This window comes from Aestuariivirga sp. (genome assembly GCF_044238155.1).
Lineage (GTDB): Bacteria > Pseudomonadota > Alphaproteobacteria > Rhizobiales > Aestuariivirgaceae > Aestuariivirga.
The window spans coordinates 1-11388 of sequence record NZ_JBIIDX010000116.1; the positions used below are offsets into that span (position 1 = coordinate 1).

Annotated in this window: 13 protein-coding genes; 8 read left to right on the forward strand and 5 right to left on the reverse strand. The window is 63.5% G+C overall.

The window, feature by feature from the left end:
- The first annotated feature begins 68 nt into the window (after positions 1-68).
- From ACILRN_RS12210 to ACILRN_RS12225, 4 genes are all read left to right on the forward strand, one after another.
- Entirely contained in the window at positions 69-839 is a 771-nt protein-coding gene (locus tag ACILRN_RS12210; RefSeq protein ID WP_395688687.1) for an ABC transporter ATP-binding protein, read from the forward strand.
- Positions 829-2400: an ABC transporter permease gene (locus tag ACILRN_RS12215; RefSeq protein WP_395688666.1), complete on the forward strand. Its 1572-nt coding sequence runs from the start codon at positions 829-831 to the stop codon at positions 2398-2400. Before ACILRN_RS12210 ends, ACILRN_RS12215 begins: the two co-directional genes overlap by 11 nt.
- Positions 2401-2470: 70 nt before the next feature.
- A complete protein-coding gene (locus tag ACILRN_RS12220; protein ID WP_395688668.1) occupies positions 2471-3691 on the forward strand; it encodes an NAD(P)/FAD-dependent oxidoreductase in 1221 nt (406 codons plus the stop codon).
- 24 nt (positions 3692-3715) lie between these two features.
- On the forward strand, positions 3716-4768 hold the full coding sequence (locus tag ACILRN_RS12225; protein ID WP_395688670.1) for a threonine aldolase family protein: 1053 nt from the start codon (positions 3716-3718) through the stop codon (positions 4766-4768).
- A 162-nt stretch (positions 4769-4930) separates the two neighbouring features.
- Here ACILRN_RS12225 and ACILRN_RS12230 read toward each other — a convergent pair whose 3' ends face one another.
- Positions 4931-5389 carry an Hsp20 family protein gene (locus ACILRN_RS12230; protein WP_395688689.1) on the reverse strand — a complete coding sequence of 153 codons (459 nt, stop codon included), beginning with the start codon at positions 5387-5389 and terminating at the stop codon, positions 4931-4933.
- 243 nt (positions 5390-5632) lie between these two features.
- Here ACILRN_RS12230 and ACILRN_RS12235 point away from each other — a divergent pair, with 243 nt between their 5' ends.
- Both ACILRN_RS12235 and ACILRN_RS12240 read left to right on the forward strand, forming a co-directional pair.
- Positions 5633-6010, forward strand: coding sequence for a hypothetical protein (locus ACILRN_RS12235; protein ID WP_395688672.1), 378 nt, complete (start codon positions 5633-5635; stop codon positions 6008-6010).
- 141 nt (positions 6011-6151) lie between these two features.
- Positions 6152-6652, forward strand: a complete 501-nt coding sequence (locus ACILRN_RS12240; protein WP_395688674.1) for a hypothetical protein — start codon at positions 6152-6154, stop codon at positions 6650-6652.
- A 33-nt stretch (positions 6653-6685) separates the two neighbouring features.
- Here ACILRN_RS12240 and ACILRN_RS12245 read toward each other — a convergent pair whose 3' ends face one another.
- A complete protein-coding gene (locus tag ACILRN_RS12245; protein WP_395688675.1) occupies positions 6686-7144 on the reverse strand; it encodes a J domain-containing protein in 459 nt (152 codons plus the stop codon).
- 124 nt (positions 7145-7268) lie between these two features.
- Here ACILRN_RS12245 and typA point away from each other — a divergent pair, with 124 nt between their 5' ends.
- Positions 7269-9101, forward strand: coding sequence for a translational GTPase TypA (typA, locus tag ACILRN_RS12250; RefSeq protein WP_395688677.1), 1833 nt, complete (start codon positions 7269-7271; stop codon positions 9099-9101).
- 5 nt (positions 9102-9106) lie between these two features.
- Here the strand turns inward: typA and ACILRN_RS12255 are convergent, their stop codons facing one another.
- The gene (locus ACILRN_RS12255; protein WP_395688679.1) at positions 9107-9685 is read right to left on the reverse strand and encodes a hypothetical protein; all 579 of its coding nucleotides are present in this window, start codon (positions 9683-9685) and stop codon (positions 9107-9109) included.
- A gap of 41 nt (positions 9686-9726) precedes the next feature.
- On the opposite strand from ACILRN_RS12255, the gene ppa reads away from it, so the two are divergent.
- Positions 9727-10263: an inorganic diphosphatase gene (ppa, locus tag ACILRN_RS12260; protein ID WP_395688680.1), complete on the forward strand. Its 537-nt coding sequence runs from the start codon at positions 9727-9729 to the stop codon at positions 10261-10263.
- Positions 10264-10268: 5 nt separating this feature from the next.
- On the opposite strand, the gene folD is transcribed toward ppa, so the two are convergent.
- Both folD and ACILRN_RS12270 read right to left on the reverse strand, forming a co-directional pair.
- Complete coding sequence (gene folD, locus ACILRN_RS12265; RefSeq protein WP_395688682.1) at positions 10269-11147, reverse strand: bifunctional methylenetetrahydrofolate dehydrogenase/methenyltetrahydrofolate cyclohydrolase FolD; 879 nt, start codon at positions 11145-11147, stop codon at positions 10269-10271.
- Positions 11148-11149: 2 nt separating this feature from the next.
- Positions 11150-11388 (reverse strand): DUF167 family protein (locus tag ACILRN_RS12270; RefSeq protein ID WP_395688685.1); only part of this gene is annotated, 239 nt, incomplete at its 5' end.

Here is an 11388-nt window from a genome sequence, read left to right on the forward strand (position 1 = left end):
GCGCTCTCGCAGGTTGGCATCAAGGCCACCAAGGACATGTTCGACACCTCCTTGCTGGCGGAGATCTGATGGCGGGCGACCGGAGCATACGTCTCCGGAACATTTCCAAGACATTCAACGCGCGCGGTGAGACTCTCACCGCGCTCGATTCTGTTTCGCTCGATTGCGAGCCGGGCTCATTCACGGCGCTGATCGGGCCATCGGGCTGCGGCAAGTCCACCCTGCTGCGGCTGGCGCTGGGCCTTGAAACGCCGGACTCCGGCACGGTCGAGATCGGCGGCCTCGCACCCGGCGCCGCAGCCTCCACGGGGACTACCGGCGTGGCGTTCCAGGATTCGGCCCTGCTGCCGTGGCGCAGCGTCGAGGCCAATATCGCGCTGCCGCTCGACGTGTTGCGCAAACCGCGCGCCGAATATGCCTCCCGCATTGCAGAACTCATCGCGCTCGTCGGCCTCAAGGGCTTCGAGAAGGCATTGCCCGGTGAATTGTCGGGCGGCATGCGCCAGCGCGTGTCGATCGCCCGCGCGCTGGTCACCACGCCGGGTGTGCTGTTCCTCGACGAGCCGTTCGGCGCGCTGGACCAGATCCTGCGCCGGCAGATGAACATTGAATTGCAGCGCATCTGGTCTGAGTCGCGGGCCACCACGCTGCTGGTGACGCATGGCATCGACGAAGCGGTGTTCCTCGCCGACCGCATCGTGGTGATGCAGAGCAGGCCCGGCCGGATCGCGGCGGTGATCGACGTGCCCTTTGCACGCCCACGCAGCAAGGACCTGTTCGTGGAGCCGGCGTTCCACGCCCTCAACGATGTGGTGGGGCGCGCCCTTCATGGCGAATGAGACGCCGTTCCGCTTCAGCATGATTCGCAATCTCGCGGTGCTGCTGTCGCTGTGGGAGGTGGCGGGCCGGTTTGAACTGGTCGCCAGCGGCGCCCTGCCAGCGCCGAGCGCCATCATCGCGCGCTTCTGGGCTGACAAGAGCGATTATCCGCCGCATGTGCTGGCAACGCTTGAAGCGAGCTTCCTCGGCTTCCTGATCGGCAATGCCGCCGCCATCCTGGCGGGCATCGCCTTCGTTCTCTCGCCGTTTCTGCTGAGGCTGTTCCGGGGCGTGAACATCGCCATCTTCGCGCTGCCGCCGATCGCCATTTCGCCGGTGCTGGTGCTCACTTTTTCAGGCATGGCGCCGCGCGTCATTCTGGCCGCACTCGGCTGCTATTTCGCCACCATGACCGCCACCGTGCTGGGCCTCACCCAGGCTGATCCGCGCAGCCTCGACGTGGTGCGCGCCTATGGCGGCAGCCGCTTCGATGAAATGCGGCTCATACAGCTCAGAAGCGCGCTGCCATCCATTCTGGGCGGCTTCCGGGTGGCCGCCCCCGCGGCGGTGCTGGGCGCCATTCTGGCGGAGTTCGGCGGCGGCGGCCGCTTCGGGCTCGGCACCTATCTGCTGGGCTCGCTTGGCCGCGCCGACCCGCCGCGGCTGTGGGGCATCGGGCTTACCGCCACGCTGATCGCCGGGCTTGCCTATGCCGCCTTCGCCATCATCGGCAACCGGGTGACCGGAACCTCGCGCGCGGTGACCGTGCCCACCGCCGCGCCCGCCGCGCCTGTGGCGGCGGCAAACCCAGCGATGGCGCTCATTCTGGCGGCGGCCGCCGCCGCGCTGCCACTGGTGCTGTGGTGGCTGCTGCTCACCGTGCTCAACGTGCCGGAGATGATCGCCAAGACCCCGGCGGGCGTGTTCGACTATCTGTTCATGGGCGATGGCGCGCCGCAGGCGCGGGAGCGGCTGCTGGCCGCACTCGCCCAAACCCTGCCGATCACCCTTCTGGGCCTTGCCGCGGGCCTTGCCTTCGCCTTCACCCTTGCGGTTCTGGCAGACCTGTTTCCCGCCATCACGAGAAGCTTCATGCCGGTGGCGCTGGTGACCCAGACGATGCCGCTGGTGGCGCTGACGCCGCTCCTTGTTCTGCTGCTCGGCCGCGGAACATCATTGATCCTCTGGGTGACGATCTCGGTCACCTTCTTTCCCGCCTTCGTGACCATCGCCCAGGGCATGGCCATGGTGCCACGCGCCGCGCTTGAACTGCCGCGCGCCTATGGCGCCAGCAAGCGCCAGCAGCTGACGTTGATCAGCATTCCGGCCTCTCTGCCCTATCTGTTCGCGGCAACCAGGCTTGCTGCCCCGCGCGCGCTGCTGGGCGTGATGATCGCCGAATGGCTGGCCACCGGAACGGGGCTCGGCAATCTCCTCAACCAGAGTCGCGGCTATCTCGATTACGGGATGATCTGGACGGTGGCGGCGGTCTCCGTGCTGATCGCGGTGTTCTTCTACCAGGTGGTAGTGATTGCCGAACGCTGGACGCTCGCCCGGCTCGGCATGCGAACGACGGAATAGCCGCCATACTGGAAATGGCGGGCGGGATCGCGTAACCACGGGCAATAGCTGAAACGCGGGAGCAGCACATATGCCGGAACCAGGCATGGTGATCGTCGGTGGCGGCATGGCGGGGGCGCGGGCCATCGTCAGCCTGCGCGCCAATGGCTGGCCGGGGCCGGTCACGCTGATCACCGAGGAAACGCTGCTGCCCTATGAGCGCCCGCCGCTGTCCAAGGCGATGATCACCGATGAGCCGGAGCCACAGCCCGTCTATCTGCTGGATGAGGGCATGCTGGCCTCGCTCAACGCCACCACGATCCGCGGCGTACGCGCCACCGGCATCGACCGGCAGAGCAAGGGCATTCTGCTCGCCGATGGCCGGGCCATCGCTTACCACAAACTGCTGATCGCCACCGGGGCCAAGCCGCGGAAGCTGACGCTTCCCGGCGGCGAGCTGGCCTATACGCTGCGCGATTTCGCCGATGGCGACCATTTGCGGAGAAGTCTGCGCGCCAGCGCTTCAGCCGCGATCATCGGCGGCGGTTTCATCGGGCTTGAGGTGGCGTCCAGCGCGCGGAAGCTGGGTTGCGCCGTCACCCTGATCGAGGCGCAGCCGCGCATTCTGATGCGCGGCGTGCCGGACGACATCGCCAAAGCCGTTCACGCCCGCCATGAGAAGGCAGGCGTTAACATGGTGGTGGGAACCGGTCTCGCGGCGATCGAAACCGATGGCGTCGTTCTGGCCGATGGCCGCAAGCTGAAGGCGGACATTACTATCGCCGGCATCGGCGCCGCGCCCGAGACAGCGCTGGCCCAGCAGGCGGGACTCGCCATCGGCAATGGCATCGCCTGCGATGAGCAGCTGCGCTCCAGCGATCCTGACATCTATGCGGCGGGCGATTGCTGCTCTTTCCCGCACGGGCTGTTCGGCGGCAAGCGCATGCGGCTCGAAGCCTGGCGCAACGCCACCGACCAGGCCAATATGGCCACCGAAAACATGCTGGGTGGCACGAAGCCCTATCTCGCGGTGCCGTGGTTCTGGTCAGACCAGTATGAGCTTTCGCTGCAGATAGCCGGCGTGCCAGGCGACGGCGTTGCCACCGTGCGCCGCCAGATGGCGGAGGATACCTTCGTGATCTTCCACCTTGATGGTGCGGGCCGCATGGTGGCGGCCTCCGGCATTGGGCCGGGCAACACCATCTCGCGGGATGTGAAGCTTGCCGAAATGCTGATTGCCAAACGCGCCACGCCTTCGCCCGTGGCGCTGGCGGACCCCGCGGTTCAACTCAAGGCGCTGCTCAAGACGTAACTTCAGAAAGCAAGCTCAAGACCCATGAATTTCGCATCCGACAATGTCTATGGCGTTCACCCCCGGATCCTCGCGGCACTGTCCGAGGCGAATACCGGCACCGCCCCCTCCTATGGCGGCGACGATTTCACCAGGCGCGCCGAGGAAAAACTGAAGGCGATCTTCGGCTGCGAGCTCCGCGCCTTTCTGGTGACATCGGGCACCGCCGCGAATGGCCTGGCGCTGTCCGCCATCACGCCGGGCTTCGGCGCGATCATCTGCCATGCTGAGGCGCATATCAACGTTGATGAATGCAACAGTCCGGAACTGTTCACCGGCGGCGCCAAGCTGATCGGGCTTCACGGAGCGGCCGGCAAGATCACGCCGGCGCTGATTGAAAAGACGCTGAAAGGCTTCATCCGCGGCGAACATGATCCGAAACCCAAGGGCGTGTCGCTCACCAATGCCACCGAGCTCGGAACGGTTTATTCTCCCGCCGAGGTGAAGGCGATTTCCGAAGTGATCCGCCCGAGGGGCATGAAGCTGCACATGGACGGCGCGCGCTTCGCCAATGCCGTCGCGGGTCTTGGCTGCAGTCCGGCGGAACTCACATGGAAGGCGGGCGTCGACGCGCTGTCGTTCGGGGCCACCAAGAACGGCGCGATGATGCTGGAGGCGGTGATCTTCTTCGATCTGGCACTGGCCGAGGACTTCGCCTACCGGCGCATGCGCGGCGGCCAGCTACTGTCCAAGGGCCGCTATCTCGGCGCTCAGATGGTGGCCTATCTCGATAATGATCTGTGGCTTGAGAATGCGCGACGCGCCAATGCCCTGGCCTGGAAGCTGGGCCAGGGCCTCGCCGCCATCAGCGGCATCCGCATTCCCAACCCGGTGCAGGCCAATGAGGTGTTCGCGGTGATGCCGCGGCGGCTGTTCGATGGTTTACAAGCCCAGGGCGTCAAATTCTATGACTGGATGCCGGACAGCCTTGGCGGCTCCATTACGGCGGATGAGATCTTCGCACGGTTTGTACTTTCTTTCGCCACGCCCGAGGAGGACGTTGATAGCTTCCTGGCGCTGGCACACGGAATGTCTTGAAGCGGAGGAAGAACTCCACACCCTCGTCATGCCACGGCTCGACCGTGGCATCCTCTTCATGGCCAGCAAAGAAGACCCCCGATCAAGTCCGGGGGTGATGAGAGGGAGATGCAGGACCCCCGGGACAAGCCCGGGGGTGGTGAGTGGTGAGAGGACCTAAGGTCAGGCCGCCTGCCTGGCCTCGAGAACCTGAGACGGCTGCGCGGACTTCACCGCGATGGTGCGGGGCTTCAGCGCCTCGGGTACTTCGCGCTTCAGCGAAATGTGCAACAGGCCATTTTCCATGCTGGCGCCTTGCACCTGCACATGGTCAGCGAGCTGGAAGCGGCGCTCGAAAGCGCGGGATGCGATGCCCTGATGCAGGAACTCGCCCTTGCTTTCAGCCTTCTCGGCCTTCTTGCCAGCAATCGTCAGGGCATTGCCCTTGGCTTCGATGGCAATATCGGCGGGGGCGAAACCGGCGACCGCCATGGTGATGCGGTATTCGTCCTCGGCGACACGCTCGATGTTGTAGGGCGGATAGCCAGGGGCTTCGCCAGTCGCAGCCTCATCGAGCATGCGGGCGAGACGGTCAAAACCGACGGTGGAACGATAGAGGGGGGTAAGATCGAACATGGTCACATTCTCCTTGAGCAATGTCACGTTTGGCGCCCGCCGTGATTGGCCGGGCTGATTGGTTGTCACGGACCCCGGATGGGCATCCGCATGCGAATAGGTAGGTGCCGCTGAGCCTGTTTCAAGGGGATCTGGCCAGATGAATGCATCATGAACGCCCGGTTCGGGTCTGGTTCAGCAGTCGCACGTCAGGATTTGCAGGCTGATTGCCGGTTCCCGGCATTGACAATGACACACAGGAGAACACCAATGTCTGCCAGATCAATGGTCGCCATCTCGAGCCTGCTCTTCGGGTTGCTGGCTACGCTTGCAACAGTCGAGGCCCGCGCCGACGTCGACGTCAACATCGGATTTGGCGTTGTCGGCGGCTTCCATGGCTGGCATGACGGCTATGGCGGATACCCGGTTCGGAGACATTACCGCCCGCCAGCATCGGGCTGGCATGGCGATGGTCGCGTCAGCTGCGATGAGGCGCTCTGGATGCTCTATGACCTCGGTTACTCCAACGTCCGCACCCGGGACTGTCATGGGCGGCGCCACACCTTCACGGCCTGGAAACATGGCCGTCAGTTCCTGGTGCGGGTCACGCCGAGAGGATCGGTCAGGCAGTTGGCGATCCTTCGGTGACTTGACCAATCTGCCGCAGAATGGCCATGAACATGGACATCATGACGAGTAAGGTTGATGGTGGCCGCAGAAATGTTCTGGGCCACCCAGAGACCTGCCCCGGCAACAACGGCGCCGGGGCACGCAGGGGCAGAAATAAACATGGTATTTCCAGCAATCTTGCTCTCACTGGCAGTCCTTCCCGGCCACGTGACGGCCATCGCGCCACAGGGCGCACCGCAGCCCGTGCTTGCGGCCAATGACGAGGAGGTCGGCCCGACCTTCCTGCGCAAGATTCCGCTGATCCGAGATCTCTTCGGCGATGATGCGCCGACCAGGCAGGACAATGACGCCCGCCCGGGCAGCAAGCCCGCAGCGCCGATCGACGAAAGCTATTACGAACCCGAGCCCATCGTTCCGACTCCAAGCAAGCCGGCGGCTACAAAACCGGCCGCTGCGGTCCAGAAACCCGCGCCAGCAGAGACGGCCCTGTCCTGCGAGAAGGCCACCCTGGTGGTCAGCAGTTTCGGATTTTCCAGTGTGGAGGCGTCCAGCTGCATCGGCAGGATCTATGCCTTCAATGCCAAGCGCGACGGCAAGACATTCGCCATCAAGCTCGATGCGGCAAGCGGCGAACTGACGGAAGTCCGCAAGCTTCCCTGAGCCGCAGCCGCCGGTTGCCGGAAGCGGGGCGCCCTATTGGCTGATCTGCTCGAAGGCAAGATTGATCCGGACCAACATGGCACGGACGTAGTCCTTCACTTCTTCGGGCAATTCATAGGATGCAATGCGATCCGGATGATAGAGCCTCGCCATCTTGTGGTAGGCCTGCTTGATCTCGTCGGCAGACGCTCCCTTTTGAACCTTGAGAACAGCATAGGGATCAAATCCCGGCATGAGTTGGCCACGACCGTCAAGATCGAGCTGGTCCGTCTTCGGCAGGGCGGCGGAGCGAACCGAGCGGATGCTGGACTTGGAGATGTAGATCTGCTGGCCTCCGACCGTCAGCGCATCCAGAAACTGATCGGCATTGTTGAGCGCATCGCCCAGCCGGTTGGACAGCGGCATGCGCACTGATACCGTAAGTGTCGAATCGTCATCCAGGGTGACGAGGGCAAGCGTGCGGTTTGCCTTGTCGTCGCGAGATTGAAACATTCACCGCCCTTTCTCGGTGCCAGGTCGCCCTGCCAGCCGTCAGGCAAGCGACAAATTGCCTTCTCATAATGCACATGCTAAGCGGCCCCGCAATCTGCATTCATCACGAAAGCTCACCCATCTCATGAATTTGCGCAATATCGCCATCATCGCCCATGTCGACCACGGCAAGACAACGCTGATCGACCGGCTGCTCTCGCAGTCCGGCTCGTTCCGCGAGAACCAGAAAGTGGCCGAGCGCGCCATGGATTCAAACGATCTCGAGCGTGAGCGCGGTATCACCATCTTGGCGAAGGTGACTTCCCTGACCTGGAAGGAGACCCGCATCAACATTGTCGATACGCCCGGCCACGCCGACTTCGGCGGGGAGGTTGAGCGCATCCTCAACATGGTGGACGGCGCGGTGCTGCTGGTCGATGCCGCTGAGGGCCCGATGCCGCAGACCAAGTTCGTGCTCGCGAAAGCGCTCAAGATTGGCTTGAGGCCAATCGTTTGCATCAACAAGATCGACCGCCCCGACGAACGTCACAATGAGGTGGTGAACGAAGTATTTGACCTGTTCGCCAATCTCGACGCCAGTGAGGAGCAGCTCGACTTCCCAATCATCTATGGTTCCGCCAAGCAGGGCTGGATGGCCGACTCGCCCAGTGGCCCGCAGGACAACATGGCGCCGCTCTTTGACCTGATTGTGCGGCACTTCACGGCACCGCCGGTTGAGGATGGTCCGTTCCGCATGCTGGTGACAACGATTGAGGCCAATCCGTTCCTTGGCCGGGTGCTGACCGGCCGCATCCGCTCCGGAACCGTCAAGGCCAACCAGACCGTGAAGGCGCTGTCGCGCGATGGCAAGCTGGTTGAACAGGGCCGGGTATCAAAGGTTCTGGCCTTCCGCGGCCTTGATCGCCAGCCAGTTGACGAGGGCCAGGCGGGCGACATCGTTGCAATTTCAGGCCTGACCACGGCGACGGTGGCTGACACCATCTGCGACCCCTCGGTGGCCGAGGCCATTCCTGCCCAGCCAATCGATCCTCCGACACTCACCATGACGTTCCGCATCAATGACGGTCCCCTTGCCGGAAAGGAGGGCGACAAGGTGCAGTCTCGCGTCATCCGCGAGCGGCTGCTGCGCGAGGCAGAGGGTAACGTCGCGTTGCGTGTCACCCCGTCAGAAACCGAGACGGACGCATTTGAGGTTGCGGGTCGTGGCGAATTGCAACTCGGAATCCTGATCGAAACCATGCGGCGTGAAGGCTTCGAGCTGACCGTCGGGCGGCCGCGCGTGGTGTTCAAGACCGATGAGACAACAGGCGAGAAGATGGAGCCGGTTGAAGAGGTCATCATCGACGTCGACGAGGCCTATTCCGGCGTCGTCGTTCAGAAGGTCTCGGAGCGCAAGGGCGAACTGCGCGACATGCGGCCATCGGGAGCGGGCCGGCAGCGGTTGGTCTTCCTGGCGCCGACGCGCGGCCTCATCGGCTATCAGTCGGAGCTTCTCTCAGACACCCGCGGCACGGCGATCTTCAATCGTATCTTTCACGGCTATGCGCCGCATTTTGGCGAAATCCCGGGCCGCCATACCGGCGCGCTCATCTCCAACAGCGATGGCGAGGCCGTGGCCTATGCCATCTTCAACCTGCAGGACCGCGGGCCGATGTTCATCGAACACGGCACCAAGGTCTATCCTGGCATGATCGTCGGCGAGCACACTCGCGGCAACGACCTGGAACTCAACGTCATCAAGGGCAAGAAGCTCTCCAACGTACGCGCCTCAGGCAAGGACGAGGCGCTGATCCTCACCCCGCCCATCCGCATGTCGCTGGAAAAAGCGCTGGCCTATGTGGGTGAGGACGAGTTGGTAGAGGTCACGCCGAAATCGATCCGGTTGCGCAAGGCCATTCTCGACCCGCACGAGAGAAAGCGCGTGAGCCGCGCCAAGGAAGCCGAGAGCGCCGCCTGAGACGTTCACTCGGCCGCAGCACTGCAGGCCGCGATCGCGATGGGCGGAGGCGCTGAGGTGGTGCTGAAGCTGGGCTCGTCTGACTGGCAATCGAAACCCGGCACTAGCTCATCGGCCGCCCGGCGAGCTTCTTCGTTGGCCCTGGGAAAGGCACCTTCGACATAGTGGACGTGGCAGGCCTCAGCCCCCTGCAGCGCGGTGACCACGAGCCAGGTCCGCGTGCCGCCCTGATCATCGGTCGACACCCGCCAGCGCTCGATGACCGCGAAGGGCTTGCCATCACGCAGGCGCCACTCGATGGGCGACAAGGCTGAATTGAAGGGCGTGAAGGTTCGGCGAAAGGCACAGCTGTCGCGGGCGTCGGCGCCGAAGCCGACGAAGGCCCGGTCATCCGAATAGGCCTGAAGAACCTCGATTCCCTTGTATCCGGGGCACAACCAGAAGGCATAGGTCTGTTCTTCGTCCTGCTCGGTCAGCCTGCAGTCCGTTTCGAGCGCGAACCGGGTGTAGGCGCTGGTGATGTCACCGGCAAACGCCACCCCGGAGCATAGCCAGATGGCAAATAGCAAAGCCTTGTATTTCATGGCAGAAACACTGGCACACCAGCGAATGACAGGAAAGCCCCATGCGCATTCACGCCATTTCCACCGGCAAGAACCCACCCAAGGAGGTCAATGTCATTGTCGAGGTTCCGGTGGGCGGCGAGCCGATCAAATACGAGATGGACAAGGCGGCGGGCACGCTGATCGTCGACCGGTTCCTCTATACCTCCATGCGTTATCCCGGAAACTACGGCTTCATTCCACACACCCTGTCGGACGATGGCGACCCGATCGACGTGCTGATCGCCAACCAGCGCGGCATCATTCCGGGGGCTGTAGTGGCGGTGCGGCCAGTGGGCGTGCTCAAGATGCAGGATGAGGCGGGGCATGACGAAAAGATCGTGGCGGTGCCCACGCCAAAGCTTACGCGGCGCTATGAGAATGTGCACAACTACACCGACCTGCCGGAGATCACGCTCAAACAGATCGAGCACTTCTTCGAGCACTACAAGGATCTGGAGCCCGGCAAATGGGTGAAGGTCACAGGCTGGGGCGATTCCGCGGAAGCTGAAAAGATGATCCTCGAAGCCATGGACCGCGCCAAAGCCGCCAAGAGCTGAAGGCCTTACATTTCGGGCTGCGGAATGCCCCTGGCGGCGCAGGCGGCTTTCACCGTGTTGTAGAGCAGGCAGGCGATTGTCATCGGGCCCACCCCGCCGGGTACCGGGGTGATTGCGCCCGCCACCTTCTCGCAGGAGGCATAGTCACAGTCGCCCACCAGCTTGCCCTTGCCGTCGCGCTCGATGCGGTTAATGCCAACATCGATCACCGTGGCGCCCGGCTTCAGCCAGTCACCCTTCACCATCTCGGGCCGGCCCACGGCGGCAATGACGAGATCGGCGCGGCGGACCACGGCGGGCAGATCCCGGGTACGCGAATGGGCAATCGTGACGGTGCAGTTCTCGGCCAGCAGCAATTGAGCCACCGGCTTGCCGACGATGTTGGACCGGCCGATCACCACGGCCTCGATGCCATCGAGCTTGCCCAACACATCCTTGGCCAGCATCACCGAGCCCACCGGCGTGCAGGGCACCAGCGAATCCTGCCCTGTGGAGAGCTTGCCGACATTGACGACGTGGAAACCATCGACATCCTTGGCCGGGGAAATGGCGGTCAGCACCTTGGTGCTGTCGATATGCTTCGGCAGCGGCAGCTGCACGAGAATGCCATGCACGGCCGGGTCGGCGTTGAGCTTCTCGACCATGGCCAGAAGATGCTGTTCGGAGGTTTCGGCTGGCAGCTTGTACTCCCAGGAGTTCATGCCCACCTCGACCGTCTGCTTGGCCTTGTTGGCGACATAGACCTTGGAGGCGGGGTCCTCTCCCACCAGCACGACTGCGAGACCAGGCGTGAACCCATGGTGTGACTTGAGCGTGGCCACCGCCTTGGCGATCCGCCCCCTGAGGCCCTCGGCGAAGGCCTTGCCATCGATGATTTTCGCCATGTTCAACTTTCCTTCCCCGCATTCACGATCTCCGCCATCCATGCCTCAAAGCGGGCCGGATTTCCAGAGACGAGTATGGTTTTGCAACGGTCCGTTTCGCCCGAAACCACCTGAAAGGCAGATTTTGGAAGGCCGGAGGCCCCGGCCAGCAGCCCGATAACGGCCTTGTTGGCGCGGCCCTTGTCCGGCGCCGCCGTCACCCTTACGGCCAGACACATGGTGCCATCGGCCGCCTGATGGA

What these genes read in the sequence shown, in the direction of transcription:
- ACILRN_RS12210 (WP_395688687.1), top strand. Translation starts at nt 69, where the DNA reads ATGGCGGGCGACCGGAGCATACGTCTCCGGAACATTTCCAAGACATTC.
- ACILRN_RS12215 (WP_395688666.1), top strand. Translation starts at nt 829, where the DNA reads ATGGCGAATGAGACGCCGTTCCGCTTCAGCATGATTCGCAATCTCGCG.
- folD (WP_395688682.1), bottom strand. Translation starts at nt 11,147, where the DNA reads ATGGCGAAAATCATCGATGGCAAGGCCTTCGCCGAGGGCCTCAGGGGG.
- ACILRN_RS12240 (WP_395688674.1), top strand. Translation starts at nt 6,152, where the DNA reads ATGGTATTTCCAGCAATCTTGCTCTCACTGGCAGTCCTTCCCGGCCAC.
- ACILRN_RS12225 (WP_395688670.1), top strand. Translation starts at nt 3,716, where the DNA reads ATGAATTTCGCATCCGACAATGTCTATGGCGTTCACCCCCGGATCCTC.
- ACILRN_RS12255 (WP_395688679.1), bottom strand. Translation starts at nt 9,685, where the DNA reads ATGAAATACAAGGCTTTGCTATTTGCCATCTGGCTATGCTCCGGGGTG.
- ACILRN_RS12220 (WP_395688668.1), top strand. Translation starts at nt 2,471, where the DNA reads ATGCCGGAACCAGGCATGGTGATCGTCGGTGGCGGCATGGCGGGGGCG.
- typA (WP_395688677.1), top strand. Translation starts at nt 7,269, where the DNA reads ATGAATTTGCGCAATATCGCCATCATCGCCCATGTCGACCACGGCAAG.
- ppa (WP_395688680.1), top strand. Translation starts at nt 9,727, where the DNA reads ATGCGCATTCACGCCATTTCCACCGGCAAGAACCCACCCAAGGAGGTC.
- ACILRN_RS12245 (WP_395688675.1), bottom strand. Translation starts at nt 7,144, where the DNA reads ATGTTTCAATCTCGCGACGACAAGGCAAACCGCACGCTTGCCCTCGTC.
- ACILRN_RS12235 (WP_395688672.1), top strand. Translation starts at nt 5,633, where the DNA reads ATGTCTGCCAGATCAATGGTCGCCATCTCGAGCCTGCTCTTCGGGTTG.